Origin of the sequence: Paenibacillus oralis (assembly GCF_003863965.1) — a bacterium.
Taxonomy (GTDB): domain Bacteria; phylum Bacillota; class Bacilli; order Paenibacillales; family Paenibacillaceae; genus Fontibacillus; species Fontibacillus oralis.
Genome location: NZ_RRCN01000001.1, coordinates 6,800,116 through 6,819,294, shown reverse-complemented (window position 1 = coordinate 6,819,294; position 19,179 = coordinate 6,800,116). Strand labels below are relative to the sequence as shown.

General features: G+C 51.1%; 12 protein-coding genes, 1 tRNA gene and 1 other annotated feature. Of the genes, 7 read left to right on the top strand and 6 right to left on the bottom strand.

Going from position 1 to position 19,179, the window contains the following annotated elements:
- Positions 1 to 153: 153 nt before the first annotated feature.
- Positions 154 to 756 (top strand): TetR/AcrR family transcriptional regulator, encoded by a 603-nt coding sequence (locus EHV15_RS30435; RefSeq protein ID WP_128634557.1) that lies wholly within the window; start codon positions 154 to 156, stop codon positions 754 to 756.
- 108 nt (positions 757 to 864) lie between these two features.
- On the opposite strand, the gene EHV15_RS30430 is transcribed toward EHV15_RS30435, so the two are convergent.
- Together EHV15_RS30430 and EHV15_RS30425 are read right to left on the bottom strand one after the other, a co-directional pair.
- The gene (locus EHV15_RS30430; RefSeq protein WP_128634556.1) at positions 865 to 1,734 is read right to left on the bottom strand and encodes an NmrA family NAD(P)-binding protein; all 870 of its coding nucleotides are present in this window, start codon (positions 1,732 to 1,734) and stop codon (positions 865 to 867) included.
- Between the two features lie 223 nt (positions 1,735 to 1,957).
- A complete protein-coding gene (locus EHV15_RS30425; protein WP_128634555.1) occupies positions 1,958 to 3,307 on the bottom strand; it encodes a sodium-dependent transporter in 1,350 nt (449 codons plus the stop codon).
- Positions 3,308 to 3,530: 223 nt separating this feature from the next.
- Here EHV15_RS30425 and EHV15_RS30420 point away from each other — a divergent pair, with 223 nt between their 5' ends.
- The gene (locus EHV15_RS30420) at positions 3,531 to 7,004 is read left to right on the top strand and encodes a BadF/BadG/BcrA/BcrD ATPase family protein (RefSeq protein WP_128634554.1); all 3,474 of its coding nucleotides are present in this window, start codon (positions 3,531 to 3,533) and stop codon (positions 7,002 to 7,004) included.
- A gap of 22 nt (positions 7,005 to 7,026) precedes the next feature.
- A complete protein-coding gene (locus EHV15_RS30415) occupies positions 7,027 to 8,667 on the top strand; it encodes a 2-hydroxyglutaryl-CoA dehydratase (RefSeq protein ID WP_128634553.1) in 1,641 nt (546 codons plus the stop codon).
- Positions 8,668 to 8,743: 76 nt separating this feature from the next.
- Here EHV15_RS30415 and EHV15_RS30410 read toward each other — a convergent pair whose 3' ends face one another.
- A complete protein-coding gene (locus EHV15_RS30410) occupies positions 8,744 to 9,358 on the bottom strand; it encodes a class I SAM-dependent methyltransferase (RefSeq protein ID WP_128634552.1) in 615 nt (204 codons plus the stop codon).
- A gap of 135 nt (positions 9,359 to 9,493) precedes the next feature.
- Between EHV15_RS30410 and cls the strand changes: the two genes are divergently transcribed.
- A complete protein-coding gene (cls, locus tag EHV15_RS30405; RefSeq protein WP_178075993.1) occupies positions 9,494 to 10,909 on the top strand; it encodes a cardiolipin synthase in 1,416 nt (471 codons plus the stop codon).
- A 268-nt stretch (positions 10,910 to 11,177) separates the two neighbouring features.
- Here cls and EHV15_RS36725 read toward each other — a convergent pair whose 3' ends face one another.
- The 3 genes from EHV15_RS36725 to EHV15_RS30395 all read right to left on the bottom strand — a co-directional run bounded on the left by EHV15_RS36725 (position 11,178) and on the right by EHV15_RS30395 (position 13,070).
- Positions 11,178 to 11,291 (bottom strand): putative holin-like toxin, encoded by a 114-nt coding sequence (locus EHV15_RS36725; protein ID WP_178075992.1) that lies wholly within the window; start codon positions 11,289 to 11,291, stop codon positions 11,178 to 11,180.
- Between the two features lie 358 nt (positions 11,292 to 11,649).
- Positions 11,650 to 12,675: an alcohol dehydrogenase AdhP gene (adhP, locus tag EHV15_RS30400; protein WP_128634550.1), complete on the bottom strand. Its 1,026-nt coding sequence runs from the start codon at positions 12,673 to 12,675 to the stop codon at positions 11,650 to 11,652.
- 321 nt (positions 12,676 to 12,996) lie between these two features.
- Positions 12,997 to 13,070: transfer RNA gene (locus EHV15_RS30395), tRNA-Pro, on the bottom strand.
- A gap of 320 nt (positions 13,071 to 13,390) precedes the next feature.
- Between EHV15_RS30395 and EHV15_RS30390 the strand changes: the two genes are divergently transcribed.
- From EHV15_RS30390 to EHV15_RS30380, 3 genes are all read left to right on the top strand, one after another.
- Positions 13,391 to 14,704 carry an ABC transporter substrate-binding protein gene (locus EHV15_RS30390; protein ID WP_128634549.1) on the top strand — a complete coding sequence of 438 codons (1,314 nt, stop codon included), beginning with the start codon at positions 13,391 to 13,393 and terminating at the stop codon, positions 14,702 to 14,704.
- Between the two features lie 112 nt (positions 14,705 to 14,816).
- Entirely contained in the window at positions 14,817 to 16,502 is a 1,686-nt protein-coding gene (locus EHV15_RS30385) for a glycoside hydrolase family 13 protein (RefSeq protein WP_128634548.1), read from the top strand.
- A complete protein-coding gene (locus EHV15_RS30380; protein WP_128635619.1) occupies positions 16,502 to 18,769 on the top strand; it encodes a glycoside hydrolase family 3 C-terminal domain-containing protein in 2,268 nt (755 codons plus the stop codon). The genes EHV15_RS30385 and EHV15_RS30380 overlap by 1 nt, the downstream gene beginning before the upstream one ends.
- A gap of 121 nt (positions 18,770 to 18,890) precedes the next feature.
- Positions 18,891 to 19,149 (top strand) — a binding site (T-box leader).
- The last annotated feature ends 30 nt before the right edge of the window (positions 19,150 to 19,179 follow it).

Here is a 19,179-nt window from a genome sequence, read left to right as displayed (position 1 = left end):
AGGTTCTACCTATTAGTCAATATTGAATTATTGGTTCAATGCAAGAGATCAATAAATATGAACAAAATAAGAACTGCTTGAGCCTAATTTCTATCGTCGTTGCTGTTCTTCATTAATTACCTTAAGATAGAATTTAAAAAAGGAGCTCTGAGAATGGCAAGAACAAAAGCATTCGATACGAATGAAGTACTGCATAAAGCCATGAGCGTCTTTGGAAGCCGGGGCTACGAAGGCACTTCGCTGCCGGATTTGATAACCGGGCTGGGCATTGCCCGTCAGAGTATATATGACACATACGGCACGAAACGCGAATTATTCCTGACGACTGTAAAATACTATATGGATCAAAAAAAACGTGACCTACAGAAACTTTTGAATGAGCCGGGGAACGCTATCGATAAAGTGAAGTTGGCTTACACTATGATGATCCGGGTTCTAGCCGACCCGGAGTTGTGCCGGGAGTGCTTTATCATCAGCAGTGCTATTGAGCGGGCGCCTCACGATGAGGAGTTGGCCGCCTATCTACAGGCGAATACCAAAGAGGTGGAGCAGTCCTTTTATACGCTGCTGGAGCGAGCGGTTGAACAAGGCGAAATAAGTCCGGAATTGAATATTGAAGACTTGTCCCGGTTTCTGGCGCATGAACGATATGCCCTGGTATATGCGGCGAAGCTGGGAATGGATGAACCGGAACTAATCAGCATTATGCACATTGCACTGTCCGTTTTGAAGCGAAGTGAAGGTAAAATCGAATAAAGCAGTACAAAGAAAAGGGCTATCCCTTGTGTCATCTGTAATGACCGGTGAAGGATATCCCTTTTGTATGTTTCTTATAAATAAAGATTGGCTGGATACAGGTTCTAATTATGAGGCCGATTGAAACCAGGTTTTATTCTCCCGGATGAAATTCTCCAGTGAACGCGGTTCACGTCCTGTTACGCGCAGTACAGTGTCCGTTGCCTGATCTTCGGACCCTTCCACACGAATCCGGAGTTCCAACTTCGCAAGAAAATCGGCATAAGACGCAGGGACTCCTGCAGAGGTAAGGGTCTGCGCCAACTGTTCTTCATTAATCGAGCGATGCTTGACAGCAAGGCCGGTAAGCCTGTTAATCGTTGCGGCGACTTCATCATAGCTAAGCGATTGAGGTCCGGTAATGATATGCTCCGCGTTATGAGGTATCTTGTCAGTTAACGCATGAAAGGCTACTGCGGAAATATCTTCTGCATCCACGAATCCGACTTTGCCGTCGCCGGCAGCAGTTATGATTTCTCCCTGCTGACGTATCGTATGCCCATGCATTGCTTCGGTAAAATTCTGCATGAAATAAGAGGGGCGAAGTACGGCCCATTCAGGTGCATGCTCCTTCAGGTACTGATGCACCAGTCCAAATACCGGCCCATGCTCGGGTACCGATGCGCTGGACAGCAGAACGAATCTGCGAATGGAAGCGCCGAGTGCTTTGCGAATGAAGGGGATCATGACTTTTTCCGGATGCATATCCGGCGGCGCAACAAGATAAACTGCGCTGATGCCCTGCAAGGCCACCTCGTGGTTGGTATCATCATACCAGTCGAAATACACATGGTCCGCCTGTGCATGATCCATTTGGGATGCGTTGCGTCCGGCAGTTCGAATGAAATAACCTTGGCTTATTAACAGCTGCGCGATGCGGGAGGATGTTTTCCCTTGTCCCCCGCTAAGAAGAATGCGGTTTGATGATTCGGAATTCATGAAAACAGCTCCTTTATTCATTTTTTGGAGGTATCAATACTAACGGATTACAGTAATCTAAGGTATGTACTTACTATATCATTTTCGGACTGATCAGTCAAATATATTTAGACTAATTGGTCTGGAATGTGCACAAAACTAATTGACGTGCTCTGATTGAGTGAAAAAACGCAAAAAAGGCAATCTTCCGGGCCGCCAGCGGCCTGAAGATTGCCCTTTATTGCTAAAATTTAAGAATTCCGGTCGTATGCAGCAGTACCAGGAACACGAGAACCGGAGCGATATACCGCACCATGAACAGCCATACCCGGAACCAGCCCGCTTTGAGCCCGGCGGCTTCCGCAGCGTTTTTCCAGAAATATCCTACGAAGACTGTAGTAATAAGGCCGCCGATCGGCAGCAGAATATTCGATGTGATGAAATCGAGCCAGTCAAAGAACGTTTTACCGCCCATATCCGTGAATGCCGGTATGATTCCAAAGGACAAGACGGAAGGAAGTCCGACCAGCAGCACTAATATGCTGATGATTACTACCGACTTCACACGCCCCCAGCCCCAACGGTCCATGACGTAGGATACGGGTACTTCAAGCAGTGAAACCGAGGAAGTTAATGCGGCTATCGCCAGCAACACGAAGAATAGCCCGCCAAAGAATGCGCCCAGCGGCATCGCCGAGAATGCGGCAGGAAGCGCGATGAAAACAAGGGACGGACCCGCATCGGGCTGAATGCCGAATGAAGCGGTTGTAGGGAAAATAATCAGCCCCGCAATAAACGCATAGATCAAGTCTCCGGTTCCGATCGCGAGAGTGGCCGTACCTAGAGATTGACGCTTGTCCACGTAAGCTCCGTAGGTAAGCAGAATACCCATCCCGAGCGACAGCGAGAAGAAGGCATGTCCGAGCGCTACCAATGCCGCTTCCGGGCTTAATTTCGAGAAATCGGGCTGGAGAAAAAAGGATACGCCAGCTCCGGCTCCGGGCAAGGTTACGGCACGGATCATCAATACGATCAGGAGAATGATCAGGCCGGGAATCAGCACTTTGTTGAATTTTTCGATACCTCCGGATATCCCTTTACCCACAACCAACCCGGTGATCAGGATAGCCGCCGCCTGCCAAATGATCGGCATGTAGCCTTGGGAAAACGAGCTGAATTGTCCACTATAGTCGGAATTGCTGTATAGCGCTCCGCTGAAGGACTGCACGGCATAATGGAGTGTCCAGCCGGCAACGATGACGTAAAAGGTCAGGATAAGAAAAGGCGCGATCACCTGCAGCAAACCGAGTTGACCAAAGATTTTGGCCCCGCCGGCTTTTACGAAGGACGTAGATGCACTGCCTCTGCCTGCTCTTCCGATAGCCAGTTCGGCCAAAAGCAAAGGCAAGCCGATCAGGACCAAACAGACGATGAACAGCAGAAAGAATGCGGCGCCTCCGTTTTCGCCCGTAATATACGGAAATTTCCACATATTGCCCAGACCCACGGAACTTCCGATGGCGGCCAATATAAAACCAGTTGAGGAAAAACGGTCGTTTCTTCCCTGCACTGGGTTATTTTGTGATGGTTTCATAGTGCTCCCCCAATTTTATTTTTATAAATATCTTTTTATTATATTTCAAATTTCATAGAAAAGGGATATGAAATTTTTCACAAGTAGGATTGTTTCTTCGCACATTTAAATGATGCAATCCAGCGGATAATTGGAAATTTATTATGAACATTATCTTGGGTGATAAATGTCACTATTTTTGTGCAATTTAAATTGTAAATGAATTGAAGTAAGGGGTGTGTTCATGAGTTATATCGACCAAGGGGCGGGCTCCTTGATTATCGGTATCGACGTTGGCTCAACCACAGTCAAAGCAACAGTGGTGGATACGAACAGCAAAGAAATCCTTTGGTCGGACTATCAACGCCATCATACGAAGCAGGCGGAGAAGGTGATGGAGCTCTTGGTCGCTATCGGCAACGAGTTTCCGGACGTCAAGAAAGAGAACGTTCGCGTTTTCGCGACAGGTTCCGGCAGCGGGCCTATCGCTCCGCATATCGGAGCGAAATTCGTGCAGGAAGTCAACGCGCTCACCATGGCGGTGGAGCGGTTGCATCCCGATGTCGGGAGCGTCATCGAGCTTGGCGGCCAGGATGCGAAGATCATCATATTTAAGGAAAACGAGGAGACGGGAAACAAGCAGGCGATCACGTCCATGAACGACAAATGCGCGTCCGGCACCGGCGCCACGATCGATAAATGCATGATCAAGGTGGGGATGCCTATGGAAGAGGTGGGCAAGCTGCATTTTGACGCTTCGAAATTGCATCATGTAGCCGCAAAATGCGGGGTATTCGCCGAAACGGATATCGTCAATCTGGTAAAGAGCGGCATTCCTTCTGGGGAAATCATGTGCTCGCTGGCGGATGCGATCGTGATGCAGAATCTGTCGGTGCTTACCCGCGGCAATACGTTACGCCACCGCGTACTTCTCCTGGGAGGGCCGAATACTTACCTGCCTTTCCTGCAGGAATGTTGGAGGCAGCGGATACCCCAGACCTGGCGGGAACGGGGATACGATTATCCGAAGGATGTGCCGATTGAGGACCTGATTTTTGTGCCGGACAATTCACAGTATTACGCCGCTTACGGAGCCGTGCTGTACGGCCTTCACGAACCGGCGGACGTCGGGGTGTATCAGGGACTGGAAGGGCTGAAGGAATTTATCGCCCACGGGCGTAAAGCCAAGCTCGGCGAGAAAGCGGGTCCTCCCTTGGTGGAGACCGATGAGGAACTGGAGCAATTCCGCCGGAATTACAGCATTCCCCGGTTTGAGCCGGCCGTGTTCGTTCCGGGACAGCAAGTGCGAGCGGTGATTGGCCTGGACGGCGGGTCCACTTCGTCCAAAGCCGTTCTGGTAGATGAACGCGGCCGCATCCTGCTGAAAGAATACCAGCTTTCCAAGGGGAACCCGCTGGAAGACACAAAGGAAATGCTGCTGCGCATCCATAGCAAGGTCCGGGAACAGGGGGCCGAGCTGGAGATTATTGGCTTCGGCGCTACGGGATACGCCGCGGATGTTCTCGAAAAAACGTTGAAGGCGGACGTCAACATCGTCGAAACCGTAGCCCATATGATGAGCGCCGTTCACCAATTCGGAGATATCGACGTCATCTGCGACATCGGGGGACAGGATATCAAGGTGCTCTTTTTGAAAAACAGAGACATCCGAAACTTTAAGCTGTCCAATCAATGTTCGGCCGGAAACGGGATGCTGCTGCAGGCGATGGCCGACCAGTTCGGCATTCCGGTTCAGAGTTACGCGGATACGGCTTTTAACGCCGATCTCAGCCCCAAGTTTTCTTACGGCTGCGCGGTGTTTCTCGACGCGGATCGTGTGAATTTCCAGAAAGAGGGATATTCCAAAGAGGAATTGCTGGCCGGACTCGCCCTCGTCCTGCCGAAAAACATATGGCAATACGTCGTGCAGATTCCGCGGATGGCCGAACTTGGCCGCAAATTCGTGTTACAGGGAGGCACTCAGTATAATCTGGCCGCGGTCAAGGCCCAGGTCGATTATATTAAGCAACGGGTCCCTGATGCGGAAATTTACGTTCATCCGCATCCGGGAGAAGCGGGCGCCATCGGAGCGGCAATGGAGACGCTGCGCGTGGTCAAGCGGCGGGGATATTCCACCTTTTTGGGCCTGGATTCCGCGATCCATCTGCGCTATACCAGCCGCAACGACGAATCGACCCGCTGCAATTTCTGCCCCAACCACTGCAGCCGCACCTTTATCGACTCCGAGACGCCGGACGGCCAAACCGCCCGTTACATATCCGGCTTCTCCTGCGAAAAGGGAACGGTGGAGGATCAGGAAGCGGTCGTCAAATTGACCAAAGAGCGCCAGGAGCTGAAAAAGCATTACCCTAATCTCGTCGAATACGAGGCGCGCCGGATGTTTCAGCATTTTTACGATCCGGAGCCATTGCCCCAAGCGCAGCCGAAGGCGGAGGACGCCCGGCACAAACACGGCCTCCTGGGACTGTTGGGTAAGCGCGCCGAGCCCGGCGGGCGCCGGTTTGCGCGTTCTTCCGCCGAGGCGATGGAGCGGCGTGCCCGAATCCGGATCGGGATTCCCCGCGTGCTGAACATTTGGTCGACGGCGCCTTTTTGGCGGACGTATTTCGAGACGCTGGGCATCGGCGGAAAAAACATCGTGTTCAGCGACCATACGAGCGAGGAAATGTGGCAGGAAGGCGGTAAATACGGTTCGATCGACCCGTGTTATCCGTCGAAGGTGGCCCAGGCCCACGTGCACAACCTGCTGTTTAAGCACCATGAGCAAAAAGCGCTGGATTACGTCTTTTTTCCGTGCATCACTCATATCCCGACGCATCTGAACAACGTAATGGATTCGACCAGCTGTCCGATTGTAGCCGGCGCTCCCAACGTGATCAAAGCTGCCTTTACCAAGGAAGTGGATTTCTTTGCCGCGCGCGGAATCGCCTATCTCGATCCGGCGGTGACGTTCATCGAACGGAATCTAATGAAAAGGCAGCTATATGAGGCGTTTGCCGAACATCTGCAGATCACCGAGGACGAAAGCGATTTTGCCGTGGAGCAGGCTTGGAAAGCGCTGGAGCTGTTCGACGCGGAGATGCAGGAGAAGGGGCGCCAGATCCTGGAGCAGGTCGAACGGGAAAACCGTCTGGCCATTCTGATGATCGGGCGGCCTTACCATTCCGATCCCGGCCTGAATCACGGCGTGCTCGAAGAGTTCCAGGTGCTCGGCTATCCTATTCTGTCGATGCGCTCCATTCCCAAAGACGAAGCCTGGCTGCGCCGCTTTTTCGCAAGCGATCTAACGAGCGGGCGGGTCCAATATGCGCTTGAAGTCAGCGATGTGTGGCCGGAAAATTTCAGTTCCAACAGCGTGCAAAAAGTATGGGCGGCCAAATTTGCTGCGCGTCATCCGAACGTGGCGGTGCTGGACTTGTCCAGCTTCAAATGCGGCCATGACGCGCCGACCTACGGGTTGATCGATTCGATCATCAGCGCCGCCGGCACCCCATACTCCGCGCTGCATGAGATCGATGCCAACAAGCCGGGGGGCTCGATCAAGATCCGGGTCAAAACGTACGCCCACAGCCTGGGGCTTCATGAGGAGCGCCTTGAGGACCTGGCCCGCAAAAAAGCCGAGCTGCAGCAGCGTCTGGAGCAAAAACGCGCGGAACTTCTGGGGGTGAAGCAGGATAAGCAGGCTGGAGCGATATAAATTCACAAGGAGTGGTTCGACCATGGCTGTTGCCAAAAGAAAAATTAAACCCTCCGCACCGTCCTCTATCGAGGACATTCTGGCGGAGTATCAAAAAGAGCAGGAAAAATTGCTGGGCCTGGATCAAGAGGCTAAACAGCATTGGTTTGACCCCGTACCGCGCCAGTTTTTGGCCAAAGACAAAGCCGCCACGACGATTCTGTTCGGAGGGCTGACAATGGCCCAGGATTATTTGACGGAGGGGGCGTTGAAAGGGCTCGGGTACCGGATAAGGCATATGGAATGTCCGGACAACGAGTCGCTGCGCTACGGCAAGGAATTCGGCAACCGCGGGCAATGCAACCCGACGTATTTCACGGTTGGCAATTTGATTAAGTACCTATGCTACCTTCGCGATGTGGAAGGCAAATCCAAGGAAGAGATCGTTGGCAATTACTTGTTCGTGAGCAGCGGATCCTGCGGTCCTTGCCGCTTCGGCACCTATGTGACGGAGTACCGGAAGGCCTTGCGGGACGCGGGGTTCGACGGTTTTCGCGTGCTGTTGTTCCAACAGACGGACGGCCTGAAGCAGGCGACCGGCGGCGAATCGGCGCTGAAGCTGGATGTCTCGTTTTTTATCGGTTTTCTGAAAGCCATTTTGCTGGGAGACATTCTGAATGCGCTGGCTTACCGGATTCGTCCCTATGAGGTAGAAGAAGGCGCGACGGACGCCGCGTTGGAACGCTGCAAACGGCTATTGTATGAAGCCTTAAGCGAGCGGAAACGGCTGGTTCCGGCTTTGCTCCGCTGCCGCAAAGAACTGCGTGCCGTGCGCGTGGACCGTACCCGGGTCAAGCCGAAGGTGAGCATTATCGGCGAGTTTTGGGCGATGACGACCGAGGGTGACGGGAACTATCAACTGCAGCGCTTTTTGGAAAGCGAGGGGGCTGAGGTGGAGGTACAGTCGATGACAGCCTGGATTTTATTCCTCATCTGGGCTGCGCGCTACGATACGCTCAAACGAATCTCCCTGCGCGAAGCCGACGGCGGGAAGCATGGCCTGAAAGGGAAAAAGCCGCACTCGCGGCTGCGCATGTTATGGCTCGCGGATCGCGCCGTTCGCGTCCTGTTTCAAACCTATGCTAAATCGATCGGCCTTCGGGGCTACCACCTTCCCGACATGGAGGAGATCGCCCGCGCCGCCCATGAACACTACAATAACCAGGTGCGCGGCGGAGAGGGGCATATGGAGGTCGGCAAGCTGATTTTGAACGTTGTGAAGCGGAAAGTAAACATGACCATTTCGGTCAAGCCTTTCGGCTGCATGCCTTCTTCAGGCGTTTCCGACGGGGTGCAATCGCTGATCACCGAAAGATACCCCGACGCGATCTTTCTGCCGATCGAAACGACGGGGGACGGAGCGATCAATGTATACAGCCGCATACAGATGATGCTGTTTAAAGCGAAGCAGGTGGCCCAGAGGGAATTCGAAGCGGCCTTGGAGCAAAAAAAGCTGACGGCCGACGGGCTCCAGCATAAGAAGTACTTTTCAAAATTCGCCGATCCGCTGCGGGCAAACCGACACGTCGTCGCTTGTACGGCAGCGAATGGGGTATACGGCTTGGCGAGATTCACAGCGGGGATTGAACTCCGAAGAAACCAGCAGAACGTTCAGAGGATATAAGGATTGGATCGCGAATTTTTCCAGAAGAAAGAGCAGTAGCCATGCTTGTAAAGACAACATGGCTACTGCTTCTTTATTATTGAAATTGTTTGTAGTTTGTTGAAGAATTTCCTTTAGGCTTGGCAGTAAAAAAGACCTCGTTATATAGAAAACACTTTCTGAATTTTTTCAACACCCGACAGTCATACTGCTGATTTATAAATAACCGAAGGTAATCGTCCTCATTTCGGATATAATTTCCGTCGTCAAATCGGGTCATAAACCAATTATTGAATTTGCTTTTCTGACATAAATAAGGTTCAATGACAGCCACATTCCCTTCAGGCTTCAAAACCCTACGGAACTCATGTAAATAGTGGCTGATAAGCTCGTTTGGTATATGATGAAGAACTGCAACAATCAATATGAGATCAACCGTTTGATCCGGTATTTGGATACGTTTCCCGTCGAATGCCATAAATGTATAGTTCGGAAACAACCGCTTAGCAAATTCGATTCTCTTCGAATTGACATCGATGCCATAATACTTATCGACAGGACTCATGCAGCAATTTGCCCCGGTGCCGCAGCCAAAATCAAGAACCATTTTATTATCCATAGCGAAATGGCTTTTTATATGGTCGTGAATATATCTTTCGGTAAACCATCGCGGGCGAACAACAGAGTGGTACAATCGCGGAGCCAGATACATGGAGTTGATCTCATCCTCCTGTTGGGGTTTTTCGGGATTTCCAACAAAATTATGTCCTAATAAAGTTGAATTATGCAAAATGAATAATACATAAGGACTTGTGATACCCTTTACTTTGGAGGTGAGACTAAATCATTGATTTGGATTATTTTAGCTCTTTTATTATTGGTTTTCCAAATTGCCGCAGTGGTAATTTTTGAATATTCGCGCCCATATAAAGCGGTCACCTGGGTTGTCATCTTGTTCTTATTTCCGTTGTTCGGTTATTTGCTTTATTTTTTTATAGGAAAAGAATATATCCTCAAACGCCCAATAAATCCGGCAGATCACATCAGGCTGGAGCAAGTTAGAGAACATTTATCAGAGCGTTGCGAACGTCAGCGGATCGAAGGGGGAGTAAACCCTGCAGCTTTGCCTAATGACAGGATACATTCGATACTGGAACACGCGGCATCCTTCCCTGTTGCCGTCGGCAATGAAACGACTGTGTACGCGGCAGGGGAAGAAGCCTTTGAAGATATGCTGCAGGCCATCTCCTTGGCCAGGCACCATATTCATATCGAATTTTATATTATCCGTGACGATGAGCTCGGCTTTCGCTTTCAACAATTGTTGATCCAAAAGGCCAAAGAAGGAGTTAAAGTAAAGCTGATGTATGATGGGATCGGCTCTCATAAGTTGAGAAAGTCTTTTGTGAATCGATTACACGAGGCCGGTGTAGAAACTGGATGCTTTTCACCTCCGTTAATCTCTTTTTTTACTAGAAGTCTCAATTATCGAAACCATCGGAAAATTGTCGTCGTGGACGGCAGAATCGGGTATTTTGGCGGTTTAAACATAGGGGATGAATATTTAGGGAAAGATCCGAAAATCGGCTACTGGAGGGACACTCATTTCCGTATCGAAGGTAATGCGGTTTGGTGGATTCAATATACGTTTCTGACCGATTGGTATTTCGTGAAAGGTATATTACTGGCCGACCCAGAATACTATCCGCTTCAAGAAAGTAAGGGGAAAGAATGGGTTCAAATCGTAAAAAGCGGTCCGGATAAACCGATACTCAACCTCTTTTTCTCCTGCTTCGTTTCCGCTAAGAGAAGGATTTATATTGAATCGCCCTATTTCGTGCTGGAGCCCGGGGTCATCTTGGCATTGAAAACAGCTGCTATCAGTGGAGTTGACGTTAAGGTCATATTGCCTGCTGTTCCAGATTCAAAAGTCGTTTACTTGGCTTCTTTGTCCTATATCCAGGAATTGCTGCAAACCGGGGCACGCTTTTTTTTATATGAGAAAGGGTTCATTCATTCGAAAGTGGTCATTGCCGATGATCTGGCGTGCTCCGGATCAGCCAATATGGATAATCGCAGCTTTTGTGGACAATTCGAATTGAATGCGATCTTTTATGACGGGAAGACCGTTAACCAGTTAGTTCGTGATTTCTGTAGGGATCTAAGTGCAAGCAAGGAAATTGAATTATCCCAATATGAAAAACGTCCGCAGCTCCAAAAGTACAAAGAAGCATTCGCTCGTCTATTTTCGCCTTTGTTTTAAGGTTATTAGCAGCTTTCGCAAGATATTATTGCAGTTCCTCATTCAAGCCAAGAAAAGCGGTAAGTGGTATGTATGAAGATGTAGATGAAAAATATCAGTTTACGAACATAATGTATCGATATCTTGATACATCCAGAACTCGATGTTACAATGAAAGTACTAAGGAGCCGTGCTGTGACACGGACTCCCCGAGCAATAGCCGCTTTTAAGGGCGGTAGCTTGATTTGGATTGATTTAGAATTAGACCGAAACCTTTCCCGAGGGCGGTCTATTTCTTTGTGCTTTGATTAATCGCTACGACGATGGCAACAACCAGCGTCAGTAGCGCAATGATAAGCGCACCAAAACTGATCATGATCGTCAAAGCGTCTCTAATCTCCACAGGCTTCACCTCCCTTCCGGAAGATGCGCCGACCGCCCTTGCAAGCCTTTCTATTGCTTGTCTAATTATAACATGTTTTGTAGTACGGAAGTAGCAGAAATGCTGCTTCTTTTTTCTTGATATATAAGGAGAGAAAACATGAGTTTAGAATCGTTTATCTTAGATAATGGATACGGTATCCAAATTGCTTTGGGTATTATTTCAGGCATACTTACTCATTGCTTTTGCAGAAATAATTTTTATACTTGACGAATGGCAAATTTAAGCCACAAAAAGACCACTCCTTGGAGATTTAATAATCCGTAACGGAGTAGTCATGTAATTTAAAACAGTTTTAACGTTGACCGCTTTTTGGATTCTATCGGGAAGAAGTGGTGAAATCAATGACCATGCGGCCCTGGATTTTGCCTTCCTCCATCTCCTCAAAGATATGGTTGATGTCCTCGATCGGACGCTTGCTGACGATCGGTACGACTTTTCCTTCTGCAGCGAAGCGGAAAGCCTCCTTCAGGTCCTCGCGGGTTCCGACCAGGGAACCGATGACCTGAATGCCGTCCAGGACGAGACGCGGAATGTCCAGGTCCATCTTGTCCGTCGGAAGGCCTACGGCTACGACTCGCGCGCCCGCCTTGACCACGTCAATCGCCTGGTTGAACGGCTTCTTGGCCACGGCGGTAACGACAGTGGCGTCTAGGCCGGTTCCGTTGGTCAGCTCCTTGGCTTTGTCGGCAGGATTTCCCTTCAGGCTGTTCACGGCATAATCCGCACCGACACTCAGCGCCAGCTCCAGCTTCTCGTCGCTGATATCGAAAGCCACTACTTTGGCGTTGAACACGTGCTTCGCGTATTGTACAGCGAGATTGCCCAAGCCGCCGATGCCGAAGATGCCGATCCACTGTCCGGGTTGGATGCCGCTGACCTTAACCGCCTTGTAGGTCGTCACCCCGGCGCACGTGACGCTGGTCGCGGCGGCCGGGTCGAGCTGCTCCGGCACTTTGACCGCGTAATCCGCCCTGACGATGCATTGCTCCGCCATCGCGCCGTCTACGGTATATCCCGCATTTTTGACCTCGCGGCACAGCGTTTCCCGGCCCGTCAGGCAATATTCGCAGCGTCCGCAGCTCTCGAATAGCCATGCGATGCTGACCCGGTCCCCAACGCGCAGGCTCGTGACCCCTTCGCCCAGTTCAATGACTTTACCGATGCCTTCGTGTCCCAGCACCCGGCCCGTTACGTCGCCGAAGTCCGCGTTTTTAACATGCAAATCGGTGTGGCATACCCCGCAATATTCCATTTGGACCAAAGCCTCGCCGTGCTTTAGGGGACGAAGCTGCTTGTCCTCGATGCGGACGTTTTGATCCTTCGTGACAACTGCTGCTTTCATGATCATAGAAATCTCCTTTGGCTGATATCGTTGGAATCACTGCTTCATACAGAGACTACCCGATATCATTCGAATTCCGCTTTGGAAATATACCTTGAGCATGTTGTGGTCCCTTCGTTTAAGAGTCTATTCTAAAAAAACAAATGCAGTATGGTCAGGGACTCATTGATAAGGAAGTGTTCGAACGATGGTTAAAGGGGGCATAAGGTGATTTAGTGTGATAAAAGGAACCAATTCGGCATCATATTAGATGGCGATCAAATTAGCAGGGGATTTTCATAAATAAAAATAAAAACCCTTGATACACAAGGGTTTTTTCAATCGAGACGACAGGATTTGAACCTGCGACCTCTTGCTCCCGAAGCAAGCGCTCTACCAAGCTGAGCCACGTCTCGTTAGTGGAGTCATAACAATATGTAATTTTACTCGTTTTATTATAATTTGTAAAGAGAGTTTAAAAATTTTTTTCACGATCGGTTTATTCATTATATTTTTATTGGCTTTACGCATTATTTTTTTATGGACCCCGTACACCGTAAATGTGTTAACGTTACTATATTTTCGCGGGTTACGGCCTTTTTTACTGTTTTTAAATCTGTATTTACCGCCAATATTTTTTTGTGAAAACGTTTGACATAAAAACGGATACATTTATAATAAAGATTGAGCTCACACATTTTATTCATTCCAAAAAACGAAGACTGGGGGAAACAAAATGAAGAAATGGATGTCACTTTCCATCGCCTTGGCATTAATTATGACAGTGTTGTCAGCTTGCGGAGGCGGGGGCAAAAGCAGCAATGCAGGTGCAACGGAGAATGGGGCGTCAGGCAAGACGGTTGATATTACCGTTTTGGTCGGCAAGGAAGAAATCGCCAAGCCGTTTGAATCGATGGTAAGCGATTACAACAAATCCCAGGACAAAGTAAAGGTATCCATTATACCTCTGTCGGGGGCGAACGGTTATGAAAGAATGACCACGCTGTATGCGTCGAACAACGCTCCTACCGTAATGAGCATCGGGCAAGAGTTGGAGCTGATGCAGGACAAGCTGCTTGATTTGTCCGATCAGGAGTGGGTCAAGAACGCCTCGCCGGGCACGCTGGATTACGCTACATACGATGACAAGGTTCTGGGTATGCCCATGTCCGTGGAAGCCTTCGGCTTTATTTACAATAAGGCTGTTTTGGATAAAGTGACGGGCGGCAGCTTCGATCCGTCAAGCGTTAAAACCATTAATGACTTGAAAGCACTCTTTGAAAAAATCGAGGCGGCCGGCATTACACCGATTACCGTAACTCCGCTCGATTGGTCGTTAGGGGCTCATTTTTCCAACATTCTGTTTACTGATCAGTCGTCGGACCGCGAAGCGCGCCACAAATTCCTTGCGGATATGAAGAGCGGGAACGTTGATCTTGCCAACAACGCGGTGTTTAACGGCTGGATGGATACCTTCGATTTGATGAAACAGTACAACAAGGCCAAGGATGCTCCGCTTTCCGCGCAATACGATGAAGCGCCGTTGCAGTTGGCCGATGGGGAAGCGGCGTTGTGGTTTATGGGCAACTGGGCTTACCCGCAGCTTAAAGAAGCGGATCCGGATGGAGAATACGGTTTCCTGCCGGTCCCTGTAAGCAACAACGCCGATGATTACGGCAACAGCCAAATTTCGGCCAGCGTCTCGTTGTATTGGAGTATCGACAAAGAACAGTCCACCCCGGAAGAACAGGCTGCCGCCAAAGACTTCTTGAACTGGATGGTCAGCAGCGAGGAAGGCCAGGATTACTATGTCAATCAATTCAGCGCCATCCCTGCGTTCAACAACTTTAAAATTATTCCGGAAGACAGCTTGTCGCAGTCGCTATTGTTTTACATGGACAAGCAGCAAACGCTGGAATGGATGAATCTGTATTTCCCGCCGGACGGTTATCCGACCATGGGAGCAACGCTGCAGAAATATTTGACCGGCAACATCGATCGCGCGGGCGTTGCCAAGGAATTTGAGGAATACTGGAAAAAGACCAAATAAGGTAACGTTTTCATATTTTTTTCTGACTAGAAAAAATGATCCGAGGGATAAGCCGTTTGGCTTATCCCCCGCTTGTTATAAAGAGAGCTGGAAATAGAGTGGGAGGGCTACCATGAACGATCGGAAAGAACAGAGACAACAGTGGTGGAAGGAAAGCATCGCGTACCAGATTTACCCGCGCAGCTTCCAAGACTCGAACGGCGATGGGATCGGGGATTTGCGGGGCATTATCGAACGCCTCGATTATCTGCAATACCTTGGCATCGATTTGCTGTGGCTTTCCCCGGTATACGATTCGCCAAACGACGATAACGGATACGATATCCGTGATTATCACGGGATTTTGGACGAATACGGAACGATGGAAGATATGGACGAGCTGATTGCGGAAGCCGGGAAGCGGGGCATTCGGCTGGTGATGGACCTGGTCGCCAACCATACGTCGGACGAGCATGCCTGGTTTATCGAATCGCGTTCCGCAAAGGACAGTCCCAAGCGGGATTGGTATATTTGGCGGCCGGGTAAGGACGGCAAGGAGCCGACCAACTGGGAATGCGGATTTGGCGGATCGGCCTGGGAGTATGACGAGCAAAGCGGCGAATATTTTCTGCACTGCTTCTCTCCCAAACAGCCGGATTTAAATTGGGAGAATCCCGAAGTGAGACGGGAACTCTACGCGATGATCGACTGGTGGATGGATAAAGGGATTGCCGGGTTCCGCGTCGACGCGATTACATACATTAAGAAAAATCCCCAATTTCCCCAGCTTGAAGCCGAACCCGGGCGGAATTTTGCCCCCATTGAAAAAGTCAGCTTGAATCAGGAGGGCATCCTCGATTTTCTGCGCGAGATGAAGCAGGAAGCTCTGGAGCCAAGAGGGGCGATTACGGTCGCCGAAGCTCCGGGAGTACCGCTTGAACAAATCGGCGATTTTGTGGATGAGACGGACGGCGTGTTTACGATGCTGTTCCAATTTAATCATGTGGATTTGGACATCAAACCTGGCGGCAAAGCGGAGTTCATCGATTGGGACATGAAAAAATTCAAGGATGCCCTGTCGTTATGGCAGCAGGAATCCAACCGCCATGGCTGGATGGGATTGTTCCTGGAAAACCACGACCATGTCCGCTCGGTATCCAAATTCGGCAACGATGGGACATATCGCGCCTTGTCCGCCAAAATGCTTGCGGCGTTTTATTTTTTGATGCGGGGAACGCCGTTCATTTATCAAGGGCAAGAGATCGGCATGACCAACTGTCCTTTTGACGACATTCATGGATACCGCGACATCGGCAGCCTCAACCTGTTCCGGGATGAGACAGCCAAAGGGCGGCCGGCGGAGGAGATTTTGGACTACCTCGGCAAACGGAGCCGCGATCACGGGCGGACCCCGATGCAGTGGAACGGCGAGCGGGAAGCCGGCTTTACCTCCGGAACGCCTTGGATCAAATTGAATCCCAATTATAGAGAGATCAATGTCGAGGAGAATATGAAAAACGAGGATTCGGTGCTGCAGTTCTATCGCCGTCTCATTGCGCTGCGGCGGGAGCACCGGAGTTTGGTTTACGGATACTATGACGACCTTTGCAAGGAATCCAAGGAGGTCGGGGCCTACCAGCGCACCTATAACGGCGAACGTTGGATCGTTTTGTGCAATTTTACCGGGCAGTCCGTCTCCCTGCAGCAGCTCGAGGAAATTCCGCTGGACGGCGAACGGGTCCTGTCCAATTACGAAAACCGGGACGAAAATGCATTAAGACCGTATGAGGCGGTGGTTTTCAGATGGCGGAGGAAATGATGGAGCAGTCGATAGAACGGATTCTCACGCAATTGACGTTGGAGGAAAAAGCAAGCCTTTGCTCGGGCCAGGATTTTTGGCGCTTGAAGGAAATAGACCGGCTGGGGATTCCCTCGATCCGGATGGCGGACGGGCCCCATGGCCTGCGCAAGGAAGCGGATAATGCGGATTATTTGGCCGCGGGACAGAGCCTGCCGGCCACCTGTTTTCCTTCCGCCGCCGGGCTGGCCTGCACCTGGAACCGGACCTTGATCCGGCAAATGGGGGAAGCGCTCGGCAAGGAATGCCAGGCCGAGGGCGTATCGGTATTGCTCGGGCCGGGCGCCAACATTAAGCGCAGTCCGCTTTGCGGGAGAAACTTCGAATATTTCTCGGAAGACCCTTATTTGTCCTCGGAGATGGCGGCCAGTCATATCGAAGGGGTACAGAGTCAGGGGGTCGGAACCTCGCTCAAGCATTTTGCGCTGAATAACCAGGAGTACCGCAAGATGACGGTGGACGCCGTTGCCGATGACCGGACGCTGCGGGAAATTTATCTGGCCAGCTTTGAAGGTGCGGTGAAAAAGGCCCGCCCGTGGACGGTGATGACTGCCTACAACCGGGTGAACGGAGAATACTGCGCCGAGAACAAGCGGCTTCTGACCGATATTTTGCGGAAGGAATGGGGATATGAGGGCGCTGTGATCTCCGACTGGGGCGCGGTAAACGAGCGGGTAGCCGGCCTGCTGGCCGGGCTCGATCTGGAAATGCCGTATAATCTCGGAGAAGGCGACGTCAAAATCGTTCAAGCCGTGCAAAGCGGGGAACTCCCTGAAGAGCAGCTGGACAGAGCGGTCAAAGTGCTGCTGGAACTGGCCTTTAAGGGCCATGCGGCAAAACGGAAGCAAGCTTCGTTTGATGCCGCCGGGCATCATGACCTGGCCAGAAAAGTGGCCGCCGAAAGCATGGTGCTGCTCAGAAACGAGCAAGGAACCCTGCCGCTCTCCAAGGAAGCGAGCATCGCCGTCATCGGCGGCTTCGCGCAGCGGCCGAGATTTCAAGGCGGCGGCAGTTCGCACATCGTGCCGACCAGGCTGGATATCGCTTATGACGAAATCAGACGCAAAGTAAAAGATATGGCACAGGTCGTTTATGCACAGGGATACCATCCGGACGATGACGAGGTGGATGCCGCTTTGCTGGCGGAAGCCGCGGAAGCCGCCGCCAAGGCAGAAGTTGCCGTTATTTTTGCCGGCTTGCCGGATCGGTACGAAACGGAAGGATATGACCGCAGCCATCTGCGTTTGCCGGACAATCATATTCGCCTGATCGAAGAGGTGGCCAAAGTCCAAAGCAATCTGGTCGTGGTGTTGAGCAACGGCTCACCGGTGGAAATGCCCTGGATCGGCCAAACCCGGGCCGTGCTGGAGGCTTATTTGGGCGGTCAGGCGGCCGGAGGGGCGGTGGCCGACCTGCTGTTCGGCGATGTCAATCCGAGCGGCAAGCTGGCCGAAACTTTTCCGGCGGCGCTTGAGCATAACCCTTCCTACCTGTTTTTCCCGGGGGAAAAGGACCGCGCCGAATACAAGGAAGGGGTGTTCGTCGGTTACCGCTACTATGACGCTAAAGCGCTCGAACCGCTGTTTCCGTTCGGACACGGCCTGAGCTATACCCGGTTTGAATACTCCGGTTTGACGCTCAGCAGCTCCAGAATCCGGGGAAATGAGACATTGACGGTCAGCGTGCGGATCAAAAACGCCGGAGAGGTGCCGGGCAAGGAAATCGTGCAGTTGTACGTAAGCGACCGGGAAACGTCCGTGGCCCGTCCGCCGAAGGAGCTTAAAGGCTTCGAAAAGGTCGAGCTTCAGCCCGGTGAAGAGAAGACGGTAATTTTTGAGCTGAACAAAAGAGCGTTTGCCTATTACGATGTGGAGCTGGGCGACTGGCATGTGGAGAGCGGCTTCTTCGATATTATGATCGGACGTTCGTCCCGGGATATCGCCGCGGCCGAAGCGGTTTATGTGGAGAGTGCCGCCAAGATAAGACCTTCGTTTACACGCAACTCGACTTTGGGCGATCTGTTGACGAAAGCCGATCCGGACCAGCTGACACTGGCGCTTATCGAGCAATTCAAGCTGAATAGCGGGATATTTCCGGAGGACAAACCGGCTGATATCGCCGCGGCCGATCTTCATTTCCTGCCGCTGCGCGCGCTTGTCACGCTAAGCAAGGGCGGCCTTCGGGAAAAAGACATGGAAGCTTTGCTGAGCCGGGTAAACAAGAGTTGATCCGGCGTAATCCGGCGGCGGGGCCATTCGTTCCTGTGCCCTGGTTTAGCCGAAGACTGCCGTTGACTTTGGGGAGACGGATTGGATATAATAATCTATAATCAATTTTAAAGCTGGATATTGCAAAGCAGTGATGAGGAATCAGTATTTTCGGACAGACCATTCAGAGAGCCGGCGGAAGGTGCAAGCCGGTTGGCTGCGGAATGAACTCGCCTCGGAGTGCGGTGCAATTGCGGTATCGGCGGATACGCTGACAGCTTCCTTGCCGGCCGCATGAACATCGCCGTTTCGCCCGCGTTAAGGGTCCAAAGTGAGCCGAGGACAAAGCATGTCCTACGCTAACTAGGGTGGTACCACGGGAATTTCCTCCCGTCCCTAGCGATGATACGCTACGGGGCGGGAGTTTTTTG